General features: G+C 45.4%; 23 protein-coding genes and 1 pseudogene. 12 read left to right on the top strand and 12 right to left on the bottom strand.

Translation table 11 applies throughout. The annotated features are described in order from the left end of the window. Positions 1–202: 202 nt before the first annotated feature. Positions 203–1,189, bottom strand: a complete 987-nt coding sequence (locus tag M5J74_RS12420) for a DUF3102 domain-containing protein (protein WP_015154405.1) — start codon at positions 1,187–1,189, stop codon at positions 203–205. A gap of 521 nt (positions 1,190–1,710) precedes the next feature. On the opposite strand from M5J74_RS12420, the gene M5J74_RS12415 reads away from it, so the two are divergent. The 3 genes from M5J74_RS12415 to M5J74_RS12405 all read left to right on the top strand — a co-directional run bounded on the left by M5J74_RS12415 (position 1,711) and on the right by M5J74_RS12405 (position 4,250). After that, positions 1,711–1,857, top strand: coding sequence for a hypothetical protein (locus tag M5J74_RS12415; RefSeq protein ID WP_158631977.1), 147 nt, complete (start codon positions 1,711–1,713; stop codon positions 1,855–1,857). A 520-nt stretch (positions 1,858–2,377) separates the two neighbouring features. Then, complete coding sequence (locus M5J74_RS12410; protein ID WP_250016836.1) at positions 2,378–3,451, top strand: NAD-dependent epimerase/dehydratase family protein; 1,074 nt, start codon at positions 2,378–2,380, stop codon at positions 3,449–3,451. Then, positions 3,444–4,250, top strand: coding sequence for a WecB/TagA/CpsF family glycosyltransferase (locus M5J74_RS12405; RefSeq protein WP_015154402.1), 807 nt, complete (start codon positions 3,444–3,446; stop codon positions 4,248–4,250). Before M5J74_RS12410 ends, M5J74_RS12405 begins: the two co-directional genes overlap by 8 nt. 95 nt (positions 4,251–4,345) lie before the next feature. Here the strand turns inward: M5J74_RS12405 and purN are convergent, their stop codons facing one another. Next, positions 4,346–5,026, bottom strand: a complete 681-nt coding sequence (gene purN, locus M5J74_RS12400; RefSeq protein WP_106166968.1) for a phosphoribosylglycinamide formyltransferase — start codon at positions 5,024–5,026, stop codon at positions 4,346–4,348. Between the two features lie 218 nt (positions 5,027–5,244). Between purN and M5J74_RS12395 the strand changes: the two genes are divergently transcribed. Beyond that, the gene (locus tag M5J74_RS12395) at positions 5,245–6,129 is read left to right on the top strand and encodes a carbohydrate ABC transporter permease (RefSeq protein WP_250016834.1); all 885 of its coding nucleotides are present in this window, start codon (positions 5,245–5,247) and stop codon (positions 6,127–6,129) included. Positions 6,130–6,159: 30 nt separating this feature from the next. Here the strand turns inward: M5J74_RS12395 and M5J74_RS12390 are convergent, their stop codons facing one another. Further along, positions 6,160–6,867 carry a bacteriorhodopsin gene (locus tag M5J74_RS12390; protein WP_015154399.1) on the bottom strand — a complete coding sequence of 236 codons (708 nt, stop codon included), beginning with the start codon at positions 6,865–6,867 and terminating at the stop codon, positions 6,160–6,162. Between the two features lie 492 nt (positions 6,868–7,359). Beyond that, positions 7,360–7,806 carry a hypothetical protein gene (locus tag M5J74_RS12385; protein WP_015154398.1) on the bottom strand — a complete coding sequence of 149 codons (447 nt, stop codon included), beginning with the start codon at positions 7,804–7,806 and terminating at the stop codon, positions 7,360–7,362. A 196-nt stretch (positions 7,807–8,002) separates the two neighbouring features. Here M5J74_RS12385 and M5J74_RS32665 point away from each other — a divergent pair, with 196 nt between their 5' ends. The 4 genes from M5J74_RS32665 to M5J74_RS12370 all read left to right on the top strand — a co-directional run bounded on the left by M5J74_RS32665 (position 8,003) and on the right by M5J74_RS12370 (position 10,407). Beyond that, a complete protein-coding gene (locus M5J74_RS32665) occupies positions 8,003–8,128 on the top strand; it encodes a hypothetical protein (RefSeq protein ID WP_256498779.1) in 126 nt (41 codons plus the stop codon). A 37-nt stretch (positions 8,129–8,165) separates the two neighbouring features. Beyond that, positions 8,166–8,747, top strand: a complete 582-nt coding sequence (locus tag M5J74_RS12380; RefSeq protein WP_015154397.1) for a TetR/AcrR family transcriptional regulator — start codon at positions 8,166–8,168, stop codon at positions 8,745–8,747. Between the two features lie 36 nt (positions 8,748–8,783). Continuing rightward, positions 8,784–9,233: a GNAT family N-acetyltransferase gene (locus M5J74_RS12375; protein WP_015154396.1), complete on the top strand. Its 450-nt coding sequence runs from the start codon at positions 8,784–8,786 to the stop codon at positions 9,231–9,233. 238 nt (positions 9,234–9,471) lie between these two features. After that, positions 9,472–10,407, top strand: coding sequence for a polyphosphate kinase 2 family protein (locus M5J74_RS12370; RefSeq protein ID WP_015154395.1), 936 nt, complete (start codon positions 9,472–9,474; stop codon positions 10,405–10,407). 102 nt (positions 10,408–10,509) lie between these two features. On the opposite strand, the gene M5J74_RS12365 is transcribed toward M5J74_RS12370, so the two are convergent. From M5J74_RS12365 to M5J74_RS12330, 8 genes are all read right to left on the bottom strand, one after another. After that, positions 10,510–11,694 (bottom strand): ABC transporter permease, encoded by a 1,185-nt coding sequence (locus tag M5J74_RS12365; RefSeq protein WP_015154394.1) that lies wholly within the window; start codon positions 11,692–11,694, stop codon positions 10,510–10,512. A 64-nt stretch (positions 11,695–11,758) separates the two neighbouring features. Then, positions 11,759–13,003, bottom strand: a complete 1,245-nt coding sequence (locus tag M5J74_RS12360) for an efflux RND transporter periplasmic adaptor subunit (protein ID WP_250016832.1) — start codon at positions 13,001–13,003, stop codon at positions 11,759–11,761. 121 nt (positions 13,004–13,124) lie between these two features. Further along, the gene (locus M5J74_RS12355; RefSeq protein ID WP_250016831.1) at positions 13,125–14,504 is read right to left on the bottom strand and encodes a hypothetical protein; all 1,380 of its coding nucleotides are present in this window, start codon (positions 14,502–14,504) and stop codon (positions 13,125–13,127) included. Then, on the bottom strand, positions 14,501–15,700 hold the full coding sequence (locus M5J74_RS12350; protein ID WP_106170353.1) for a glycosyltransferase family 2 protein: 1,200 nt from the start codon (positions 15,698–15,700) through the stop codon (positions 14,501–14,503). Before M5J74_RS12350 ends, M5J74_RS12355 begins: the two co-directional genes overlap by 4 nt. Before the next feature lie 19 nt (positions 15,701–15,719). After that, positions 15,720–15,929, bottom strand: a complete 210-nt coding sequence (locus M5J74_RS12345; RefSeq protein WP_250016830.1) for a hypothetical protein — start codon at positions 15,927–15,929, stop codon at positions 15,720–15,722. A 3-nt stretch (positions 15,930–15,932) separates the two neighbouring features. After that, entirely contained in the window at positions 15,933–17,108 is a 1,176-nt protein-coding gene (locus tag M5J74_RS12340; protein ID WP_250016829.1) for a glycosyltransferase, read from the bottom strand. A 2-nt stretch (positions 17,109–17,110) separates the two neighbouring features. After that, a complete protein-coding gene (locus M5J74_RS12335; RefSeq protein WP_015154389.1) occupies positions 17,111–18,886 on the bottom strand; it encodes an ABC transporter ATP-binding protein in 1,776 nt (591 codons plus the stop codon). Positions 18,887–19,018: 132 nt separating this feature from the next. After that, complete coding sequence (locus M5J74_RS12330; RefSeq protein WP_106218482.1) at positions 19,019–21,559, bottom strand: glycosyltransferase; 2,541 nt, start codon at positions 21,557–21,559, stop codon at positions 19,019–19,021. A 107-nt stretch (positions 21,560–21,666) separates the two neighbouring features. On the opposite strand from M5J74_RS12330, the gene M5J74_RS32660 reads away from it, so the two are divergent. From M5J74_RS32660 to M5J74_RS12310, 4 genes and pseudogenes are all read left to right on the top strand, one after another. Further along, positions 21,667–21,798, top strand: coding sequence for a hypothetical protein (locus M5J74_RS32660; RefSeq protein WP_256498778.1), 132 nt, complete (start codon positions 21,667–21,669; stop codon positions 21,796–21,798). A gap of 393 nt (positions 21,799–22,191) precedes the next feature. Continuing rightward, a pseudogene (locus M5J74_RS12325) lies at positions 22,192–23,426 on the top strand (methyltransferase domain-containing protein). A gap of 104 nt (positions 23,427–23,530) precedes the next feature. After that, positions 23,531–24,376, top strand: coding sequence for a sugar phosphate nucleotidyltransferase (locus M5J74_RS12315; RefSeq protein ID WP_106218483.1), 846 nt, complete (start codon positions 23,531–23,533; stop codon positions 24,374–24,376). A 5-nt stretch (positions 24,377–24,381) separates the two neighbouring features. Continuing rightward, on the top strand, positions 24,382–25,035 hold the full coding sequence (locus M5J74_RS12310; protein ID WP_250016826.1) for a PIG-L deacetylase family protein: 654 nt from the start codon (positions 24,382–24,384) through the stop codon (positions 25,033–25,035). Positions 25,036–25,054 lie beyond the last annotated feature (19 nt).

Here is a 25,054-nt window from a genome sequence, read left to right as displayed (position 1 = left end):
GTTGCTGCTGATTGAGAGCGAACGTTTCGCGACCGGAGATATTTCTGGCGCAAGTGCTACTGGGAATAGGGCGGGTGGCTAGTTGAACTGTGCCGCGATCGCCACTCGAATGAGGGACTTAATTGTTAACGAGAACGATACTTTCTTGGCAGTATATCACTATAAGCATAAATGAGATCGGCTTTCAGGGTAACAAATACAACTAGGGTAATTCAACCTTTTGCGCTTTTAATCCCGAATCAGCGATCGCCTGTTGGCACTGTTGTCGATTTCGATAGCCTGCAAATAATTTCCGTTTGAGCCTACCGATCGTAGCGATCGCCTCTCCACTGGGCGCGCAGGGTAATATTATTGCATCTTCCCGTTCCGAAAACATCAATAGTAGCTGCCTAATCCGCTCTCCATCAATTCTTTCCCGGGGATGGAGGATCAACGCCGAGCGAGCTTTATACATTAACCAGTCATGCTGCCACTTACCACCTACCGCAATATCCAAAGCAAAAGCTGCTTCCGGTAGGCGATCGAAAAATGCTGGTGAGTTAGTATCGCCGCAAAATAATAGGTGATCCATGCCCAGCGTGTACCAATGCGACTGCTGGAAACGTGGGGTGACAATTGTTGGATTAGCTTTATAAGCAGCAGCTTTATAGGGAGGTTGTTGTATTTCTGGGACGACTGATTTAACTTCTTTATCTATATTTAGGGACGGGTCTTCTTCTGGTTGAGCTGCTGCCGATTTGAGAGAATGTTCGATGGGAGAATTGGGAATTTGCTTCAGCTTTTCTTCAGTAACGGCTTTCAAAACTTCTTTATGCGTGACTTTACTACCCGCATTAGCCTGTTGAATAAATTTGTCGCGGATTGCATCGGGAGTCGAAGGCGAAGCTAAGCGATAGAGCGCGGATGGCTCGATGATCATCTGTGCAAATTTTGCATAAGGAAATGCTTCGTATACATAAATAAAGTTGTATGCCGTGCGCCGACTCCACCCGAATTCAGCTCTCAGCCAAGCATCGAAGTAGCCATGTCCTTTTAGTTCTGCTCTCACCTCAACTAATTTCTTCCCAATGTCCCATATATCTTGAGCTGTACGCTGCAAGCGCTCCTTCAGCTCTTTAGTTCTTTGCTGAACGAGCGAACGGTTTTTCTCACTTAAAACTCTGTAATCGAAACCTGGCTCTAGCTCCATTTGTTTAGATTGTTTAGATTTGCTTGGCTTGCATTTGTCGATCCGAGTTTATGACCTTCGATTAATTTGTTGACGCTTATTTGTGATATTTTTTAGAGATTCTGTTGTAGAAAATGATACAAACCTGATTTGAGTCAAAAGGAAGTTTTAAACACATAAGTTAAAAATTCAATCGCAAAAATAGACATTAAATTTATTTTAGAATTTTCAGCCGACGATGGATAGAGATCGCTAGCATAAACCGATACTAAGAATTTAACGACGACCATTTTATGCCTTAACTATGGGGGTTTAGGTTTATCAAGTCGAAAACGTTACGATAAGTTAAGAATCTTTTTTAATTTATTGCTTGCGAAATTTTACGGAAAATTGAACCAAGGTTGGGGTAAGTTATCACGAATTATCCGTGAAATTACGGTTGACAATATCCAAACGACGTTCGGGTCGAAGATCTGTCCTGCACCAATTCCATCGCCGTTCCCCCTTACCCGTTGTCCGTTCCCTCGAACAGATAGTTAGGCATGACATTTAGGGATAGATTACATTCAGGGCTAAATACTGGTTGCAGGTTGAGTGCGATCGCGCCTCGCGCTCAACAACAACTACATAGCACAAGTCACACCAACAGCTACAAATACGGTTTCATGAAGCGATCGCAAGATGGATAGAAAAATGGGTTGCGTAATTCCACCTAGTTAGAGTATATTAACTCTGGCTGCATTAAAATCGCCTTTCGTATCGTAGCTGCGGCAGATTCCAATTGTCTGTTGGTCTATTAACGATTACGGACTCAGGTACGGCAATCTAGACCGAGAGACGAAGAAAAAAAGCAGTTCTAACAATTCCTAGAGCAGCTGAAATCTTGAGGAGTTTCCATCTACGGTAGCTAGCAGGCTCCTGTGTGGTAGAACACCAAATTTAAATCCAGAGTATTGCAAAATTGTCAGCGAGAGATTGCAGATTTTCAGTCTGAAGCTTCTCGCGGCAGAGGTGCAGGCATTCGAGCGAATGTCAGACAAATTTTTGACCCGCGATCGCCTGAGCATTAGCACATGCGCCGGCTCTAGGCTGGTCAAGTATAGATCGTGATGTTCGCATGTATTGTCAAAAGTACCGGCAGTCATTGCAGCTCTGGAATGCATACTAAACAATGCAGAGAAAAAATTACCAAAAGCTTGAGAATAAGCCATGAGTGTTGCGATCGTTACTGGCTCTGCTGGTCTCATTGGTTCGGAAGCAGTACGTTTTTTTAGCGCTCTCGGTATGCATGTCGTCGGGATCGATAACGATATGCGTAGCTTTTTTTTTGGAGAGGAAGCTTCCACAAGATGGAATCTTAGGCGTTTACAATCTCAGATTAGAGAGTACACTCACTACGATGTAGATATCCGAGATAGCGATCGCCTGGATGTCATTTTTCAGTACTACAAACAAGACATTGCCCTTGTCATTCATACCGCAGCCCAGCCATCTCACGATTGGGCTGCACGCGATCCGTTCTCCGATTTCTCGGTCAATGCCAACGGTACGTTGAACTTGTTACAAGCAACGCGCCAACATTGCCCAGACACCCCATTTATCTTCACTTCCACTAACAAAGTCTACGGAGACTTACCCAACTTTTTACCCCTAGTTGAGTTAGACCGCCGCTGGGAGATCGATCCCGCTCATAAGTATGCTTTGGGGATCTCTGAAGATATGAGTATCGATCGCAGCAAGCACTCTCTATTCGGAGCTTCTAAGGTTGCAGCCGATGTATTAGTCCAAGAATACGGTCATTACTTTGGCATTCCTACTGTTTGCTTTCGGGGTGGCTGTTTGACCGGACCCAGCCATGCGGGAACGAAATTACACGGCTTTCTCGCTTACTTGATGAAATGTACCGTGACTGGCGATCCCTACACGATCTACGGTTATCAAGGCAAACAAGTCCGCGATAACATTCACTCCTCAGACTTGATTGCGGCATTTTATGAGTTCTATCTCAACCCTGGAATCGCTGAAGTTTACAACATCGGCGGTGGTAGAGAAAGCAATTGCTCAATGCTAGAGGCGATCGCTTATTGCGAACAAATTGCTAGCAAGGAGTTGAACTACTCTTACACCGATGAAAATCGCAGTGGCGACCACATCTGGTACATCAGCGATTTATCGAAGTTTAAAGCCAAGTATCCAAATTGGTCGATTAAATACGACGTACCGCACATTTTGCGGGAGATTTACACCCAAAACTGTGAAAGGTGGTTAAAGTACAGTGATTAATCGAGGCAAACACTCCATCTTAGGAATTAACATCCACGCTATAGATTACGAATTTGCTGTCAACAAAATTGTTGTTGCGGCTGAAAAGAGAGTTCCCTATGCGGTCAGTGCGTTAGCCGTTCATGGCGTGATGACGGGATTTTTAGACCCCATTCACGCCCGTCGATTGAACGGTATGGATCTCGTAGTTCCTGACGGACAACCCGTGCGCTGGGCGTTGTGGTGGCTGCACAAGCAAGGATTACCCGATCGCGTCTGCGGTCCCAAGCTGACGCTCAGAATCGCTCAAGCTTTTGCTGAAAAAGGATTGAGTGTCTATCTATATGGCAGTCAAATAGAAGTATTACAGCAATTCGCTTGTCAGTTGCAGCAACGCTTTCCCCAGCTCCAAATTGCGGGCATGGAACCTTCTAAATTTCGCCGTCTCTCTTCAGAGGAACGGAAAGAGTTAGTGGCTCGGATTAAAGCCTCTGGAGCTAGTACCGTACTTCTTGGTCTTGGTTGTCCTCGACAAGAAGTTTGGGCTTACGAATATCGCCAAATGCTAGGCATCCCCATCTTAGCTGTGGGTGCTGCCTTCGATTTTCACGCTGGTAGGCTAGCGCCAGCACCGCAAACAATGCAAGATTTGGGATTGGAGTGGTTATTTCGTCTGCTACAAGAACCCAGACGCTTGTGGCGGCGCTATATCCTGCTCAATCCGCTTTATTTATGGTATGTTGGCTTTCAGTTACTCGGTTGGAAAAAATTTGTGCCACCTGCTCCTGACGGTAGCGAACCGATTGAATCTTACGGGTAATCTATAAACGACGTGCAAATTTTGCACGAGGTTTAATCGTCATTATTTGACAGTAAATGCTGCGCTAAACTCCGTGAAGACAGTTGACGGGTGTTTTATTCTGCTCTCTGCTCCCAGCTCGTCCCTGCTCCCTGCTTCGCAGCAAGAGCGATCGCGGCGGGTAAAATTCGATATTCTTGCTGGTGAATTCGTTGGTGTAGAGTTTGGGGGGTGTCGTCAGGTAAGACGGGTACGGCTGCTTGGAGCAAAATGCGCCCGCTATCAACTTCGGGAACGACTATATGCACCGTACAACCTGCGATTTTTACACCAGCAGCAAGGGCTTGTTCTACTGCCTGAATGCCGCGAAAGCTGGGTAATAAACTGGGGTGGATGTTAATAATTCGTTCGGCAAAAGCATTGATGAGTACTGGCGTGACAATTCGCATCCAGCCCGCCATTATAACCCATGATACGTCATATTGATGTAAAGTTTGAACAATTTGACGATCTAGATCTTCACGGCTGGGAAAGTGACGATGATTGAGCAAAACGGCAGGTACGTCACGATTTGCAGCTCGAACTGCGACTTTCGCTTCTGGGTTATTGTAAATTAAAACTTGAATTTTAGCATTAAGTCTACCTTGGGCGATCGCCTCTGCTACAGCTTCAAAGTTACTGCCATTTCCCGAAGCAAGTATACCTAGTTTAATTGGTTCTCCTGGTATCCATAGATCGGTGGGATCGACCGGAGAAATTAAGCTGGCAGTAGAGGCGGTGGTTGCTGGGATCGTCATACAGCATTTTATCGAGCAAGGTGTTGACTCAGTCATTATCCATCATTCGACCGGCGATCGCCTCACTCCGACGTTAAAAATTACCAGGAACAGTTATCAGTTATCAGTTATCAGGGAGCAGTGACCACCAACTACCAACTACCAACTACCATCAACTCTTGACTCCTCCCTGGTCCCTTTAATGAGTAAAATAGCCCTACAAAGTTAAAATACAAAGTATGGCTTTTGAGCGTTCTCGCAAGCAACTGCTAGATAACGATGCGATCGCAGCATGGATTTTTCTCACGCCAGCGCTGCTCATGCTAGGAATATTCCTAATATTTCCCATTGCTTATCTGTGTTATCTCAGCTTCACTACAGGAAGTTTTACCGCTGCTGGCGTGCGCTGGGTAGGGTTTAACAATTACTTACGACTAATTCTCAATCCTGATTTTTGGCAAGTTCTTAGTAATACTTGCTATTTTACCATTGCTACAGTAATTCCCAGTTTAGCGATTCCTTTAGGTTTGGCAGCACTATTAAACCGCAATATAGCTTGGCGAGGTCTATTACGCAGTGCCTATTTTCTCCCTTCAATTGTGTCTATTGTCGCCGCTGGGTTAGGATTTCGCTGGCTATTTCAAACCGAGGGACCAGTCAATACATGGTTGAATGCAATTGGAATTTCTCCGATTCCCTGGCTAGGTAGTAATATTTGGGCAATGCCAGTCATCATTTTATTGAGTATTTGGAAGCAGTTAGGCTTCAATATGGTGGTATTTCTAGCTGGATTGCAGGCAATTCCTCCCAGTCGTTATGAAGCAGCAGAATTAGATGGAGCAAATGCTTGGCAGCAATTTTGGTATATTACTCTACCAGGATTGAGACCGACGTTAATCTTCGCTACGATTACAACAGCAATTTTTACTTTGCGGGGTTTCGAGCAAATTTATGTCGTGACTGGTGGAGGACCTTTAAATTCTACTAATATTTTAGTCTATTACATTTATCAAGAAGCTTTTGGGCAATTCGATTTCGGTTATGCTGCGGCTGCGGCTACAGTTTTGTTATTGGTAGCGCTAGTTTTAGTTTATATTCAGTTGCAAACTTGGGACGAAGAGTAGAAGCACGCTATATATATTTTTTGCTACAAATTAACGAAATACAACTAAAGAAGATGCTGTTTTTGCTTGCTGTCTCGCTTTCTCTATAGCACTCATAGTTTGTAATGAAAGAAAACCAAAACCTACCTTGGAAGCCATATCGAGGAGAGTCACAAACATTGTTTCCACGCTAATATTTAAGAAATTCAAACCTGCGGGACTCAGAAGCCAGACTATCGGGTAAAGCGTCCATATTGTCAAGTGAACTTTCAGCAATTTGTGAAAAGCTGGAATAACTCTAGGGAAGGTACGTTCTACTTGTGGGCGATATTGGTTAAGGAGAAGATATACAGTAGCACAGTAAGCTGCACAACTGACAATATACCAAATATAATTAACTGGATAGGGTGAAATAGTAGCAACAAAACCAGCAGCAATTGTATAAGCATTTGCTCCTAACAAGCTCGCTGTAGTTGTCACGCTAGTTTTTCCAAGATATGTGAGAATTAAGAGCAACAAAGGCGTAGAAATAAACCAAGAAACATATCTGACCCAGAAAGTGGGACGACCGTTAATAAAGTCTACTCCTTGACCGAGAGCCATAATTAAATAAAGTCCAGCCGCGATCGCGCAAACGAAAAAGTTAAGCGTGTACAAAATTTGCCAACGCTGATTTTTCGCATTGTGAGCGCCAATTCCAAAAACGATCGCACCAAACGACATACCAAATACACCAAGCCACTGCCAGAGAAATGTCATATTTCTATAACTTATATAACTGATAACTTGCGATATAACTTTCCATATGCGAGCCAGTGGTTATGTGAGAATTACCAGCAACCGCTGGCATTTGCTTAGCTTGATTTAGATGTTCGTCAACTACATTACTCCCATACTGACTAATTGGCTAGTGTCAATTTTTTGAACTGTTGGCATAATTTGCGAATATGGAAAAGAGATGTTACATAACACCATCATTTGAGATTAACACTGTAATTCGAGAGCTAGTATGGTTAAATGTAATTCCTTAAGCTTGAGTGAATTTCATCATAAAGTACTTGCCTGATGCCAACGCTCGGTCTTGGTGCTTGGCGCTCGTCCTTCGTCATCCCAAGAAAAAGCCTAAGTCAAAAAATCTTCTTTCTGACTTAGGCTTTCTAATTTAGGCTTTGACGTGCAGACTATGAGGAATTATAAATCCTCTTCCTCCTATCTCCAATCATGTCCTAACTATCTGAGCGGATTGCGGCTCTAATTGCTAAAAGCATCCTTGATAGAGTCAACAGTACGCTTGACAGCGTTCATGTTTTTGTCTACTGCTTTTTCAGTCCGAGCGGCATCTTCCTCAGCTCTTTGCTCAATCCGATCTCGATCTCGCTTGGCTTTGCGCTCAACGCCACTACCCTCGTCGTCAGCTCGATCGACTTTAGCAGCATTTTTGTTGGCAGCTCGCTCAACTTTGTTTGCCGTATCTCGGATCAAATTCTTGGAGCCTTTAGCAACATCATCGGCTGCTTCTTTAGTTCGATCGCCCATATCTGCCGCTGCGATCGAAATCGGAGCGGGACTAGCCATTGCTACAGGGTTTGAGAACAAGGCAAAGTGCCATACAAAGCCGATCGCCGACAGAAAAAATAGCGTTGTTGCCAGAAAACGTCCCAAAGTCGAAACTTGTTGCTTCAAATATGTCAGTTTCATCGGATACAATCTCTATACGATTTAGCATTTACAGTACTCCAACTAACTCATCTGCTAGATCGTTCTGCGGATAGAGGGTTTTCAAGTTACTCAGTTGTTAACTAAATTTCCTCCTTTCGGTAGACTAGAAGTCGTTCCTTAATTTAATCCTCGCCAGTAGCAACAGTCATCCTATTTGATTTAGAGAGCTGATGGTTTGAAGATTACGGGTACTACATCCATCGATCGCCACAAGGCGATCGCAGATTTAAACGAAGAACATCACAATGGTGGATGCATCGTTAAGACATGCTGCTTATATTTGCGTAGCGGTAGCGGATGATACCACCAGATGACGATCCAAGAGTAACGAACCAATAATGAATGCAAAAATTAAAAATCAGCCTGGAAGACCGCGTAGTGTAGAAGCCGATCGCGCTATTCATAGAGCCACCTTGGAACTCTTAGCCGAGGTGGGTTACGAGCGCATGAGTATAGAGGCGATCGCTAGCCGTGCAGGGGTGGGAAAAACCACAATTTACCGTCGCTACAACTCAAAAGAAGAACTGGTGGCAGATGCGATCGAAAGCCGTAGAGAAGACGTAGAAATTCCAGATACGAAAAACTTTTGGAGCGATATCGATTTAATTATTGCCAGTGCTACCCAAATGACCTTAGATCCTCTGGGACGGCAAATTGTAGCTTTAATTATCAGTACAGCATCTAACAATCCCCAGTTTGCTCAGGTTTACTGGGCGAGATATCTCCAACCCCGTCGCCAAGCCTTTGCTGCTGTCATCGCACAAGCAAAAAGCAGACAGGAAATTGCCACAGATATAGATGCCGATCTTGTCTTCGACCTCATCAGCGGTATCATGCTTTACGGATTGGTATTTCCACCTACAAACGAGTCGTATCAAGCATACGTTCGTCGTGCTGTTGGTTTAGTTGTAAAAATGTAATTGTCATCTAATTTTGAAAATTTAGACTTCAACCGAATGTCTACTTTACCATCAGGATGCAATCTTCGCCCTGCCAATGCTAAAGATGCTTGGGCAATTCGGAAGTTGGTGCTATCGGCAAAACTCGACCCGACGCAGTTACGCTGGCAACAATTTTCAGTCGTTGAATGCAACGGACGAGTCGTTGCTTGCGGGCAGTTACGGGCTTTTGCTGGGGCGCAAGAATTGGGTAGTTTAGTGGTTGCCTCTAACTGGCGGGGTAAAGGCTTGGGGTCGTACTTGGTGGAATATTTAATTGAACAAGCAACTCAGCCGCTTTATTTAGAATGCTTGGGGCGTAAACTAGCAGAGTTTTACACTCGCTTTGGGTTTGTTGCAGTTACATGGAAAGAATTACCGCGATCGCTCAAATTTAAGTTTGCTTTGTCTGACTTGGCAGCGAAAATCGGTGTTCCTGTAACAATTATGCGTTATTCAAAGCTGTAGTCGTTAATCATACTAGAGAGCAGGGAGTAGGGAGCGCACGAGCAGAGGAGGAAGCAGGGGAGCAGGGGAAGAAGAGAGCTGAGGAAGCTGAGGGAGCAACTACCGATTACCAACTACCAATTCCCCACTCACTACTGTAAAACAAAACGCATGAGTCTATCTTTTGAGAGAAACACTGCTGTAATTCTTGCCATAAAATCGAACAATAAGTTCGATAAAAAGTGGCGATAGTGTTACTATGGCGAATTCAAAATCGGCAAAAAAATCCGCTGCTCAGATTAACAAAACTACAGATAATGAGACAGCAAAAGTTGCCCGCACTATGTCTCCAGAGACAGTTGTAGCAGACGAGTTACCACCAAAACCCGATTATCCCCGCTATCGCGTCACTCCCAACGAACCAATTCAGCTAAGTCAAATCGACCCAGATACTTGTGAAAGCTATCAGAGCAAGAAAGAGATAGAAGCAGAACTAGAGTATTATCGCGATCGCTTGAGTTTGTTACAAGAACGCCTGTACGCCGAGCAGCAGCGCAGTCTACTCATCGTACTGCAAGCAATGGATACTGGTGGGAAAGACGGCACAATTAAACATGTTTTTCAGGGAATCAATCCTCAAGGTTGTCGAGTTTGGTCTTTTAAAAATCCCAGCCAAGAAGAATTGAGCCATGATTTTTTGTGGCGCTACCATCAGCGGACACCGCAACGAGGCATGATTAATATTTTTAATCGTTCTCACTACGAAGATGTATTAATCGTGCGCGTTAAACAACTCGTGCCGGAAGCAGTATGGCAGAAAAGATATCACAGCATTAATGAATTTGAACAAATGCTGGTTTTGAATAATATTAGTATTATTAAGTTTTTTCTACATATTTCTAAAGACGAACAAAAACGTAGATTAGAAAAGCGGCTGGAAGACCCAGATAAGCGATGGAAATTTTCTATTAACGATGTCAACGAGCGGAAATTATGGGATGATTACCAACAAGCTTATGAAGATGCAATTAATTATTGCTCTACAGAGTATGCTCCTTGGTATGTCGTTCCGGCAAATAAGAAGTGGTATAGAAACTTAGTTATTGCTCGGGCGATCGCTGATACCTTAGAAGCAATGAATCCACAATATCCAGCAGCAGCACAAAATTTAGAAAATATAACTATTCCCGATTAACAGTTATCAGTCAGTTATCAGTGGAGAAGAGAGTAGAGAGCAGGGAGTAGGGAGAATTAGTTTTGACTTTTAGCTTTTGACTTTTGACTTTTTTGTTGATGCTTATTCCGAGCGTAAAGCTTTGACAGGATCGAGTTGGCTGGCACGGAGAGCAGGAATAAAGCCAGCACCCATACCGACTAGTAAAGCTGAAGCTAGCGCTAGACTTGCGGTGCTGGGTTCAAATTGATAGGGTAAGTTAAATGTATCGGCGACTGCAATAGCAATTCCATGCACCGTCCCTATGGCGATCGTCCCGCCGATTAAACTTAAAAGCGCAACTTCTAAAATAAATTGCGCCATAATATCTTGCTGAGTTGCTCCCAAAGCCCGACGCAAACCGATTTCTGGCGTGCGTTCTATCACTGAAGCGATCGTAATATTAGCAATACCCACACCTCCTACCAGCAGGGAAATTGCACCCACTACAGTTAGCGCTTGGGAGGCTAGCTGCATGATTTTTTGTTGTTGAATGATATCTTCTACATTGTTCCAAGCCCAATAAGTTCGCCCTGGAAAACGTTGTGCCAAGAGTTGCTGGACTCGATTACCAAAAGCTTCAAGGTCTTCAATTCGGCGAGGACGCAACTGAATTGTATCGACAGCACGGCTACCTGTAAGAGAACTATAAATTGGTAGCGGTACTAACAATTGTCCTTCAGGTGGTGCGTTTTCCTGCATTTTAGTTGGTACGACTCCCACCACTACGTAGGGTCGATCGTTAGCATAGAGGCGTTGTCCAACTGCTTGACCATCTTTAAATAACTTATCCGCCAAAAAGCGATCGATCGCGACCACAGGTCGGTAGTTGGCGAAATCAGCAGCAGTAAAAAACCGTCCTGCTTCCAACGGTCTACCCAAGGTGAGTAAAAAATCTGGGGTCACTGCCATCATCTGAGGACTAGCTTCTTCAGTTTGAAATACAGTTTCTGCCGAACCCACCCAAGCTGCGCCACTACTCGCCCGTAAGCCAGAGAGTCGTTGGCGGAAAAATTCCAAATCTGCTAGGCTCATTTGAGCGCTCAAGTCGCTGCCTGCTTGCCAATTGAGTCCTACCATAATCTGAGGCGCGTCTCTTTCTGCTAATCGTTGGGCAATAACAATCCGGCTGATACTACCAACTTGAAGCGTAGCACTGACCGCAGCCACACCCATAAATACTCCTAACGCCGTCAAAGCAGAACGTAGGGGATTGCTACGCAAAGAGTCAAAGGTGAGGATTAGCAGTTCGACTGGTGAAAGGCTCATTGGATAATTGGTAGTTGGTAGTTGGTAGTTGGTAATTGGTAGACTGACAACTGCTCCCTGCTCCCTAATAACTGATAACTGGTGTTCCTGGGGTCAGGGTGGCTTCGGCGGGGGGTAAAATGACTTTTTCGCCAAAGTTCAATCCAGCAGCAACTTCAGCGGTGAGCAATCCTTCTAAACCCAATTTAAGATATCGTTTCTGAGCTTTGTTTTGACTGTCTTTTACCCAAACAAAAGGACGTTGTTCGGTGCGTTGAATAATTTCTGAATTCAAGACTAAAACGTTGCGCCGCTGCTTTAGTACGATTTCAACGTTTACGCCGCTACCTGGAATGAGCGATCGCGTGGGGGTGTCAAGCTTGACAGTTGCAGGTACTCTAGGTTGATTCGATCGATCGCTGCTACCACCACTACGACCGCTTTGTTTTTGACTTTCTTCGGGAGTCACTGCCTGGGGATATACGCTTTGGATTGTGCCAGTAAAAGTTTTGGCGTTAGGCGCGATCGCGCTGACGCGAACCACTTGATTGACTCTGACTTGAGCGGCGTTTAGAGGAGAGAGCAAAAGCTTGATTTTCACTTGCGCCGGATCGCCTACCGTCAACAGATCGGTACGCAACTCAACTCCATCACCATTTTTGACGCTGACTCCCAAAACCGTGCCATCTAGCGGCGATCGCACTAATGTATCTTGGAGTTTTTGCTGAATGCTTTGACGTTGAAGCTGCTCGATCTGAAGCTGGATTGTCGCGTTTTGAGCTTCCAACTGAGCATTGCGGATGTCAGCTTCATTCTGCCGCACTTTATCTTCTAGCTCTTGGACTTGTTGTTGCGCCACGGCTCCTTCTTGTGCCAAGGCATCTAGTTTTTTACGAATTTTTTCATCAGCGATCAGCTGTTCCTGAGCCTCCAAGATTTTTTGGCGATTGCGTACCAGAGTCGCTTGCGCCTCTAGTATTTTCAATTGCTGGTTGGCTAAAGCAGTTTGGCGCTCGGGATAGCGGAGAATGACGAGTACTTGATCGGCTTTCACTTGATTTCCCGGCTGGACTAAGACGCGATCGACAGCGCCTTCAGTGGGCGACTTGATCGTTCGCTGTCCCTGAAGTTCCACAGTACCGCTTTCATCAATTGTATTTTCTACGGTTCCTGTTTCTACGGCTACCGTTTGTACTGTCACTGGTTCGGCAGTGGAATTGAAAACCAGAAAGTAACCCAGCCCGCTAGCTAAGCAAATTCCGGCTAGAGTCGCCGACCAAGCTAGCCATTGCATACCAGAACGAAATTTGTGTCCCTGTTTTCTGCTCACGATTGACCAGGTGTCAGTTATCAGTTGTCAGGGAGCAGGGAGCAGGGAGTAGGGGAAGAAAAATGGCTTCTGACTTTTTCCCTGTCTTCTGTGTCTCCCTTGTCCCCCTTGTCCTCTTTCCCTATGCCCTCACTCCTCCTTTTATGGCGGCTTCAAGTAAAGGTGGCAGGACGTGACGGGCATCGAAATATTCTTGGGCGATCGCTCTTGCCGCTTGGCAGTGGAATTCGTAGCGGCTGTTAACTACTTCAATCCCCGCGATCGCTTCCTCTAAATTACTAAATGCGATCGCGCCTGCACCAGTAGGTAACCAATCAGAAAAACCCGTGTCTTGAATCACCACAGGACGACCGCTAGCGAGATAGCAGGCGCTGCGTTCGCTAAACAAACCACTCCAAGTTACGGCAAAAGCATCCTTGGTTATACTAAACTCTGCCTTCGATTGTTGAATGTATTCTTGGTAAGTCCAGGGCGATCGCGTCGGTGGCTCTCGCACTCTCCAGCCTTTAGTTGCCAGTTGCTCGGTGGGTGTATTACCTCCACTCACTGCCAGTTCCAAGATCGAGCCTACCCGCTTTGGCAAATCTATGTAAGGGGGAAAAGCATCTGCCTTTAAGCCATAGCGAATACCTTTGTATTCTCGCGCTGGATAACTTTCCCATTGCATGACTGTCGTAAATTTGGCTGCGGCATCTGCTAAGGGTTTTACCAACCAGGTATCGAGAACGATCGGTTGGCGCGTGGGTTGCCAGGGAAACCCATCATCGGGGACAGTACATTTGCTCTGACCGATATTTTCCGCACAAGAAAAGAAAGTTGTATGCTGTCGCGCTTGTTCGTAGGCATAAGCATCGGTGAGGTGGCGAATTTGGGTGAAGACAGAATCTCCCTCAACTAATGCACGGGCGGGAATTTGCAGCAGCCAAGGGCGCAGCGGGTTAACTCCATCTAAATTGAGTAACAGATCGGCAGTAGTGCAAATCTCCTTAATCCGGTCAGCACAACCTCCCAACCACGAACTTGTATGGGCATCGTAATACGCCCAGCGATCGCCTAAACCAACTTGCTCAAAGATACTCGCGGCATATTTCAAGCCATAAGTAGGATCGATATCCATATAACCGCGTGTCGGGTCGTAGCAAGAGGGATAATCATCGCTATCTTCGATGAAATAAACATCGTGACCCAAATTTGCTAGCCCCATTAGGTATTGCAAAGGATGCCAAGACATTCCACCCAAAGGTCCACGCACGATGTATCCGAGGACGACGATTCGCAGGCAACTGGCGCGATCGGGAGTGGGAGAGTGGGAGTCAGCAGGGACGGGTTTGGAAACCCGCCCGTACAGGAGTGGGAGAGTGGGAGTCGTAGGGGCGGGTTTAGCAAATAGCTCCCCGATTGAGACAGTAAATCTTCGGTCAAAACCCGCCCGTACAGGAGTGGGAGAGTGGGAGTCGGGGAATTTTGACTTTTGACTTTTGAATTTTGACTTTTGCATCATGGTTGAAGCCCGTACACAACAAGGCGGGTATTTTTCAACACGCAGCGACAATGCGATCGCAAATAACGTTCCAGCTCAGAATAGTAATCGAACCACCAAAACGCCGACCAGCCAAAAACGATAAACTGCACCCCTTTGCTCTGCAAACGTTCCAGTTCTTGAATTGCCGTTGCATCATCTGCTGGTGCGCCCCAGTACTGTCCATCTTTTTCCAGAAAAGGAATTGCTGGTGCAGAGGCGATCGCTTCCCCTTGCCACTGACCGTCATCAACGAGAATGTATGCTTCTTCTGGGGGGATTAACCGAGCAATTTCCTGGCTGGCTAATTGCAATCGTTCTTCCCAAGTTTGTTGCATGTGAGGTAGAGCCATTTGCGTGTATTCGCTTTGGCGTGCGTGTAGAGCAAGAAAGCGCTCGGCAAGCCATTGTCGATAGTTCTCGTTCCTAGCGCGATCGCTTTGCAACAGATAAGCGACAGCATCGGTAATTTCAGCAATGACACCAATTGGTCCGTTGCGATCGAAGCGCCAGTCTGTTTCGGTAATCTGTCCTGAGTGCAGGCGGACTTGAGCGAGTTCTCGGGCTAAAAAGAAGATGTCAAACTTGGCAGCCAGCCGATAGATCGTCGTCAAGTCAAATGTATGCTTGGAATGGGGACTATCAAACTGTCCCACGACTGCCAATGCTGAAGCGCGAAAAAACAGACTAGAAGTATAAACCGGACAACCCTGCCAGGAAATCGTCTGTTCGAGGAAATCTAGACCCTTAACCAAGCCTTCAGAAATTTTTCCCGTGTGCTGTAAGTCTAAGGAATTACCAGCAGCATCGATCAGCCTCACCATTGCAAATGAAAACCCGACTTGCGGATGCTCGTCTAAAGCTCGGACAGATTCGCTTATCAACTCTGGCAGCATCAAATCGTCATCGCTCAGAATTGTTAAATAAGGACTAGTATTTAATTCAATAGCGAGATTCCAATTACCTAAACCACCAATATTAGTTTCGTTACGAATGTAAGTGACGCGATCGTCGTCTTCAGCAAGCGATCGCACGACTGTTTCAGTATCATCAGTCGAAGCATTGTCGAGTACCATCACCCGAAAGTCTGGATAGTCTTGAGCTAAAACACTTGCCAAACTGAGCTTGAGTAACTGCGATCGATTATACGTAGTTAGGGCTACAGTAACTTTAGTCATTATTGTTGATTGCTAATTGCTAATTGCTCCCTTGTCCCCCTTGTCCCCCTTGTCCCCCTTGTCCCCCTTGTCCCCCTTGTCCCCTTGTCCCCCTTGTCCCCCTTGTCCCCCTTGTCCCCCTTGTCCCCCTTGTCCCCTTGTCCCCCTTGTCCCCCTTGTCCCCCTTGTCCCCCTTGTCCCCTTGTCCCCCTTGTCCCCCTTGTCCCCCTTGTCCCTCTTGTCTAACCAACTCCTAACCTCCCGCTTTTTCAATCAAATTCGTCAGTACCTTATCCGAGTCGAAATATGCTTGCGCGATTTCTCTGGCGGCTTTGGCGTGTCGCTGCGGGTTGGTTTTTAATTTCTCGATTGCCTCTGCTGCTTGAGCTGTTGTCGTAAATGTCAATAGCCCTTCCCCAGTAGGAATGGTTTTGCTAAAGCCTGTATCTTGTAGAATCACTGGTACGCCAAGGGCGAGGTAGCTGGCTGTGCGACAAGAAAACCAACCGCTTTGACTGGCAACGTAAGCATTTTTGGCTATACTCCATTCGCCAAAGGAATGAGCAAGATAATCTCGGTAAACCCAAGGGTTGTGGGAAACTTCGTAGCCATCGCGCACAATCCAACCGCATTCTTGCAGCCTCTCCACTGGAGCGGAACCACTTAAAGCTAATTCGAGTGGTAGCGGACTGTGAGATGGTAAATCCATGTAGCGCTCGAATTCGCTACTTTTTCCGGTATAAGCAACGCCATTTACTATTGGACCCTTTTCTTTTGGTTCCCACGATGCAACGGTTGTCAATACGGGTCGCCGCTCTGTGACTGGTACGGCTGCTCGGTCGAAGCAGTCTAATACTATTGGTTGGCGTGTGGGTATCCAGTCAAACGATTCGCAGGGAACTTTACAATCAGTAGCGCCTATATTTTCTCCAAAGCTGAAGAAAACGTCGTGATGTTCCTGCCACCAAGCAACGCGGGCTGCGACTTCCGCAGGGGAACCAGTCAGCAGTCCGGCTTGGGTGTATAAAGGATCGGTATCGATTAATATGACTTTGGCATTGGTAAAGTTTTCCTCGCGCATCCAATGCCCAGCAGAAATGTGGAGTAACAGGTCGGCACTGCGGCAGAACTCGACGACATCGTGCCAAGGACGACCGTAGGTTTTGCCAGTTACATCGCGAAAAAACCAGCGATCGCTCAAACTCTCGTCTAAAATGGCTAGTTCTCGCGCTAAGAAGGCAGCGTTTTTCGACCCATCCTCCACAAATGTTTTCGCAATCGGGTCGTAACACCATTTACCCGTATCTTCTATATATAGGACATCATGACCGAGCCGTTGCAATCCGAGTAAGTATTGTAAGTAATGCCAAAACATGCCCCCAAAGGGATACGTCCCAGCTAAACCAGCGATCGCAATCCGCAGCGACATATTTATTTCTCCCCCTGTAAACTGAACTGGGTACGGTAGAGCGCCGCAAATGCACTCCGCTGACTCATCAATTCGGCAAATGTACCTTGTTCGACAATCTGCCCAGCTCGTAACACGACAATTGAATCAGCCTGACGCACGGTTGAGAGTCGGTGGGCAATAATTAAGGTCGTTCGTCCGACTGTGAGTCGATCTAACCCTTCCATAATCAGTGCTTCAGTTTCGGCATCCACTGAGGAGGTGGGTTCGTCCAAGATTAAAATAGGTGCATCTAGTAAGATTGCTCGGGCGATCGTCAAGCGTTGTCTTTCCCCTTCTGAAAGAGTCGCTCCCCTTTCGCCTACTACCGTGTCGTACCCTTGGGACGTACTGACGATTAAATCGTGAATTCGAGCAAGACGGGCAGCAGTCACGACCTCTGACAGGGCTGCATCGGGGCGACCGTAGGCGATGTTCTCCCGAAAGCTGAGGGGAAAGACGATCGGCGGTTGCAGCACCATACCGATTTGACGACGCAAGGATTTCAGTTGAAATTCTCGCACGTCAACTCCATCAATTGTGACTCGACCGACTTGCGGATCGTAAAAGCGTGGTAGCAGGCTAACTAAAGTCGATTTTCCCGCTCCCGTGGGACCGACAATTGCCACTTTCTGTCCCGCCCGCACGCGCAAATTTATTTGTTTCAGCGTCGGCTGGTCGGGCAGATAATCGAAACTGACATTATCCCAGACAATTTCTCCCTTAGCTCCAACTGTAGGGAATGTTTTAGTTCCCTCTGGCAGATCTCGCTCGATATCCAAAATTTCAAACACTCGCATCACGCCCACCTGCGCCCACTGAGTCATTCCATAGGTTTGACTGATGCTATTAATTGGGTCGTAAAGCGAGGCAAGATAAGAGGTAAACAACACCAACTCGCCTACTGTCAATTCACCAGCTAAAACTTGATTGGCAGCAACCCACACGACTAAGGCAGTACCCACGGCGCTAACTAAACTGACTACCCCAGAGTAAAGACTTTGTAGATTATAAAGTCGTAAGCGCGCTGCTAAGCTCTCCCGACTCGCCGCCATAAACTTGCTGTGTTCTTCATCTTCTTTGGTAAAAGCCTGGATGATCCGCATGGCAGAAATATTTCGCTGCACGAGCGAATAAACCACGCTCTCCTGTTGGTGAGATTGAGTTGCTGCCTTGTTAATCGGGCGGTTTAACAGCGATAGCGTGATAAACAAAGCCGGACAAACGCTCAGCGCTAAGAAGGTTAGCAGCGGATCGAGCTGCACCATGATAGTAAACATTCCCACCAAAAACACCACTGCTGAGAGGATGGGAATTACGGTGTTCATCGTCAAGCTTTGAATCGCGTAGGTATCGGTAGCAATGCGGTAAAGTAAGTCTCCTACCTGCTGGCGATTGTGAAATGCTAGAGAAAGGCGCTGCAAGTGGCTGTAGAGGTCGCCGCGCAAATCGTTGACCATGCGCTGACCGATGCTAATAGTTGTGTAGTTATGTAATAGTGACAGACCACCCCAAAGTAGGTAAATCAGCACCAGTCCGATACAGATCGCCAAAAGTAGCTGCTCGCGGGACAAGCCTTTTAAAAATTCCCACGGGAGCGGCTGACCGCCGACTTGTACGTTATCGATAATCAGTTTTAGGGGCCAAGGCTTCAGCAATTCTAAAGCATTTAGCAAAATCACCTGCGCGATCGCTACTAAAAATAGAAAGCGATAGGGCAGAAGGTAGCGTAAGGTTTTACGAGCGAGGACTATTATCATTAAAAACCGGGAGTCGGGGGAAGAGAGCTGAGGAGGCTGAGGAGGCTGAGGGAGCTGAGGGAGAGAAGAGAGCAATCGGGAGCTGAGGAAATTACTTACGACTTACGACTTGTTCCACCCCATACCCGTTGTTCACGCACCACCTTTATTGTCAGTCGGCAACAAATAAAGTCTTTGTGCCACGTTTTCCATGACGTGGTAGAGAATGCGACCGAGGCGGGAGTGTTGATAGAGAATTGTCGCAGCGGCGATCGCACTCGTGAAAATCGCGATCGCGCCTAGTTCTGACCTGCCAAGGGCGATCGCGGCAACTGCCATTAAGGTACAGCCGATCGCCGTCATTTTAGCGAGCTGCGTTAGCTTGAGTCCGCACCGTACCCGCAGCAACCGTTTACCGCTACCGTGATTTTCGGTGCAAACCTTGATTTGAGCTTTCGACCAGATGCCTCGGTAAACTTCCAAATCCCAACTGCTCCAACCGCGATCGGGAATGATGAAGTATTTGCGAGATAAAAGTAGTTCCATTGCTCCCAGCAGCAAACTTTCTTTCTCCATTCCTGCTTCTGTCCAATAGGACAAGTAAAAAGCAGACTTGTGCCACACAACTTCGGGTTTTTGCGTGACGCGATCGCACTCGATCGCATCCATCTGAGTTAGTCCTTTAAACCGCCAGCGATACCGCTCTAGACTACGAACCAGTGGACCTAAGTAAATTAACGTTGCTACCAGCAAACGCGCTTTTATGCCCTGAAAACGGGAGTCAATTGGTGCTTGTACGGCAGCAGCCACAGACCAACCCCAGGAAATTAATACCATAATGATGGCAACCCAAGGGAAGTGACCGGATAACAGCGATAAAGTGCCAAACAGGGCGATCGCTAAGTTCCACTCTAAAGTTAGAGGGAGATAGCCAAACAGAGAGGCTGGAGGTTGGTACAGCATCTGAAAGAAGCCGCGACCGAACACTCCAGAGTAAATCGTCGGTTGACCGATGAGAAAAGTGGAGTAAAGTCCGCCGTAAATTCTGCCGAACCAGCGGGGTTGTCCCAATAAATTAAAGCGATAGGGGTGCTTGAAGTAGACGAGAGCTTCTGCCTTACCATAGCCTTGCTGTTGTTTTAGGTAAGCGGCTACGGTATTGCGGCGAAAGTGCCAGACGATCGCAGCGGGACTAAAGCCGATCGTATAGCCTTGGTCTTGTAACCGCCAGCACAGATCGACATCATCGCCAGCAGCATGAAATAACGGGTCGAAACCGCCAATTTCCGCTAGCGCTTCTCGGCGAAAAGCCATGTTGCAACCAGCAATATGCTCCGCTACCTCATCGTTTAGTAAGACATGGGTAGGACCACCAGGAGACACTGCCACGCAAGCAGGGATCAAAGCATCTTCTGGTGGGGGTAAGTTGGGACCACCAACGGCTGAAAGTCCCGAACTGAGAAATTTATCTACCAGGTAAATTAACCAGTCTGGGTCGGCAACGCAATCAGAATCAGTATAGGCAATAATTTCGCCTTCAGCAGCAGCGATACCGACGTTACGAGCGACACTTAACCCCTTATTTTCTTGGTTAATTAAGCGAATATAGTCATATTTTCGAGCAATTCTCCAGCTACCGTCTGTAGAGCCATCATTGACCACAATTACCTCATAGTTAGGGTAATTGAGCCGCTCTAGCGAGGCGAGGCAACTGTCTAGAGTTCGTTCGGCATTGTAAGTACAGACAACCACCGAGACTTTGGGGTATTCAGGTAGTTGTGGTGGTAGCAGCGATTTGTAATACTGCTGCACGCTATAGAACGCAGGCTTTTTATGCCGATCGCGATCGACTAAACCGAACGCCCAGTCTTGAATTGCAAACCCACCAGTAAACCACTCGTCCGTCCAAGAAAAGACTATTGTACCTGCTGCTCCAGTTTTGAAACTCGATGCCAGTTTGCGATCGAGGATCTGAGCTTGCCCCTCTACACCCTCGCGGATAGAATCGATGCCGAACTCGCTCAGTACTAATGGTTTGTCTTCTGCTAGATTGTGCAGCCGCGCTAGGTAACTGCGAAAATCTTTTTCCTTGTGTAGATAGACGTTGAAGGATAAAAAATCAGTGAAGTCAATATCTAAATACTCAGTACAGGGGTAGTTAGCATAACTGACAAGTGCGGTAGGATCGCCATCCTTGGCAACTGAAACTAAATCTCTCAGGAAAGCTCGAACTTGCTTCGCTCCGTGCCAGCGAACGACATCTGGAGGGATCTCGTTACCGACTAGATAAGCAAACGTAGCGGGGCTGTCGCGACAGGCTCGCACCCCATCAGCGATCGCGCCCCGAATCTCTGCTCGGACAGCAGAGGAACTCAAAAAACAGATATGCTCAGCCCAAGGAATACCGACCATTATTCTCAGACCGTAAGCTGCTGCCAAATCCAACAGCCATACAGGGGGAACAGTATACGTGCGAATACAGTTCGCTCCTAGTTCTACCATCAAGGCAAAGTCTTTTTCAACAACCTGTTTTTCAGGAAAGGGAGTGCCGTGTGTTGCCTGAGAAAACGGACCGTAGCTAACTCCTTTGAGAAAAAACTTTCGATCGTTAACGTACAAAAACTTACCTTGAGCTGTGACTGCTTCCCTGGTTGCCAGCGGTGCATAACTGAAGCTAGAACACGGCAGACTCATGCAGGATTCCGCTCCTCATAGTTCAAATTTCTAAATTTTTAAATCTCGATACTTAATTCTTGCCGCTTGTGTTGAGATACAGCACAGAAGTACTGCCCCTCACGCATGTGGCAGAGCGCGAAAGACTGCGATCGCGATCGCTAATTAAGGCAAAAATTGGTCTCTATCAAAACCTAGTCATAAGCTACACTCTTACCAAAGTTAATTACAAGTGTCAACTGCAAAATCGAGCTTTTTGAGAACTTATAACACAATGCCATATTTTCAACTCAGGACAATTGGTCAATATATTCTCTCTAGTTAGTTGTTGTCTCTTGCTTGCAGCTAGTTTGGAGGGAATATTTACTTTCAGAGTTTTGCATAACGTACTTCAATCGCATGTCTGAAGTTCGACCCTACTTTTGCAAGTATCTTCACATTTGTGCAAAATTTGCACAAATATCTCGAACTCGGTATTTGCAAATATGGGGTTGACACGCTCAAATTAAGTGTGTAGTATCCAGTTTAGAGGAAAAGTGAGTATTCAAAATCAATTCTTAAATTGCAATAGGTTTTAAGTTGCATTGACGACTAGCGCCAGCTAGTTGTGAACGATCGGACGTAGTAAGTTTTAGGCATAGTGAAATATAACAATGAATAGCTCGTGCTGTCGTTTCTGTGGCTCTTTGCTGAGACATAGCTTTGTCGATCTAGGAATGTCACCATTGTGCGAGAGCTACATAACACCTGCTCAGCTCAACCAGATGGAGCCGTTTTATCCACTGCATGTGTACGTATGCGATCGCTGTTTTTTAGTTCAACTTCTAGAGTATGTTAGTCCGAGTGACATCTTCAGTCACTATGCGTACTTCTCGTCCTATTCTGATACTTGGCTGCAACACGTTCGAGATTACACTGAAAAAATGGTAGGACGTTGGGGATTGCACGAACAGAGCCAAGTTGTCGAAATTGCAAGTAATGATGGTTATTTGCTGCAATACTTTGTGGCTCAAGGGATACCTGTTTTAGGCATTGAGCCAGCAGCAAATGTAGCCAAAGTAGCGCGGGAAAAAAGTATTCCTACAGTTGTCAAGTTCTTTGGGCAACAGACAGCGCGAGAGTTAGTAGCAAAGGGGAATCAAGCCGATTTGTTGTTGGGTAATAACGTGTTAGCTCACGTACCCGATTTAAATGATTTTGTGGCTGGAATGAAAATTTTGCTCAAACCGGAGGGAGTTATTACAATGGAATTCCCCCATTTGATGCGGTTGATGGAGGGAAATCAGTTTGATACTATTTACCACGAACACTTTTCTTATCTTTCATTTCTCACGGTTGAGAAAGTTTTTGCCACCCACGGACTGACTATTTTTGATGTTGAACAGTTGTCAACTCACGGGGTTCCCTCAGAATTTATGTCAGTCATGCTGAAGATACGTCGAAATCAATTAGTCAACAGGTGAGAGCGTTAAGATCTGAAGAGAAAGCGGCTGGATTTACAACTCTAGAGCATTATTTCTCTTTTGCTCAAAAGGTTAAAGAAACCAAGTTTAAGCTGTTGGATTTTTTAATTACAGCGAAAAGGCAAGGCAAATCTGTTGTTGGTTATGGCGCTCCAGGCAAAGGCAACACGCTCTTGAATTTTTGTGGAATCCGCACGGATTTTATCGAGTATACAGTCGATCGCAGTTCTTTTAAACAAGGTAAATTATTACCAGGCACTCATATTCCTATCTTTTATCCTCACAAAATTTTGGAGACAAAGCCAGACTATCTTTTAATTTTACCTTGGAATCTTCAGGATGAAATTATGGAGCAAATGGCATATATTTGCGATTGGGGTGGTAAGTTTGTTGTACCAATACCTGAAGTAATTGTTTACTCTTAGGTAATGGGTAGTTGGTAGTTGGTAGTTGGTAGTTGGGATTTACACGACTTGCTACCTTATGGCTCAGTTTAAATCTACTCCGACAGAAATAAGGAGAGTATATTATGAAAGTTGTTTTATTTTGCGGTGGTTTAGGAACGCGATTGAGAGAAGCTGCTGCAAATTTACCTAAACCAATGGTTCATATTGGCTACCGACCGATTTTATGGCATATTATGAAGTATTATGCCTACTACGGGCATAAAGATTTTATTTTGTGCCTTGGCTACAAAGCTGATGCTATAAAGAATTATTTTCTACATTACAATGAGTGTTTATCTAACGACTTTACATTATTGAATGGTGGGAAAACTATTCAACTATCTAATAGCGACATTGAAGATTGGAAAATAACTTTTGTCGATACGGGTTTGCATTCTAGTATCGGGCAAAGGTTTAAAGCGGTAGAAAAGTATCTGGAAGGTGAAGAGGTATTTTTAGCAAATTATAGCGATGGGTTGACCGATCTGAATCTACCAAAATTCATTGATGATTTTTATCAAAAAGATAGGGTAGCTTGTTTTTTGTGTGTCAAGCCTTCTCATAGCTTTCACCTTGTTTCTACTACAGAAGATGGTTTAGTCAACGATATTAAAGATGTGAAAGAAGCAGGAATTCGGATTAATGGAGGATATTTTCTTTTTAAACGAGAGATTTATCAATACATTAATGAAGGTGAGGAGTTAGTTTGCGAGCCATTTCAAAGATTGATGAAGTTGAATCAGCTAACGGCATATAAATATGATGGTTTTTGGGCGTGCATGGATACCTTTAAAGAACAGCAGCAGTTAGACGATTTGTATTGCCAAGGGAAAGCACCTTGGCATGTATGGAAATCTACTCAGTCAGAATATTGTTGGGAAACAAATGAATCAAAAACATTCAATCTAGCATATCAGATTGGGAGATAGACTGGATGCTTAAATTCAACTTTGAGGAGAAAAGCGATTCGCATTATAATATCCTGTGTTTGGGAGCGCACTGCGATGATATTGAAATTGGGTGTGGAGGTACAATTTTAAAACTGATAGAAAAATATCAGAATCTTGTTTTCTACTGGGTGGTATTTAGCTCGAATTCACAAAGAGAAAAAGAGGCTTATGAGAGTGCTAAACAGTTTTTAAAAGGAACGCAAATAAAAAATATTGCGATCGCAAATTTTCGAGATGGATTTTTGCCTTTTATGGCGATTGAAGTTAAGGAACTTTTTGAAAGCTTAAAACAAGAATTTCAGCCCGATCTTATTTTGACTCATTACCGTAACGATCTACATCAAGATCATCGATTAATTTCTGATTTAACTTGGAATACCTTCAGAAATCATCTAATTTTAGAATACGAAATTCCAAAATATGATGGCGATCTCGGTATACCTAATTTCTTTGTTCATTTAGATCCAATAATTTGCCAACATAAAGCCCACTTAATTCTCAGTAGTTTTCAGTCTCAAATAGAAAAGCAGTGGTTTACCGAAGAAACCTTTTTATCAATTTTAAGAATCCGGGGAATTGAATCGAATGCACCGGAAAAATACGCAGAGGCTTTTTACTGTCGTAAAATTGTTTTTTAATTTACCAATTACCAAAGTA

The sequence above is a fragment of the Chroococcidiopsis sp. CCNUC1 genome, assembly GCF_023546805.1.
GTDB lineage: Bacteria > Cyanobacteriota > Cyanobacteriia > Cyanobacteriales > Chroococcidiopsidaceae > Chroococcidiopsis > Chroococcidiopsis thermalis.
This window is presented reverse-complemented; position numbering and strand designations above follow the sequence as displayed.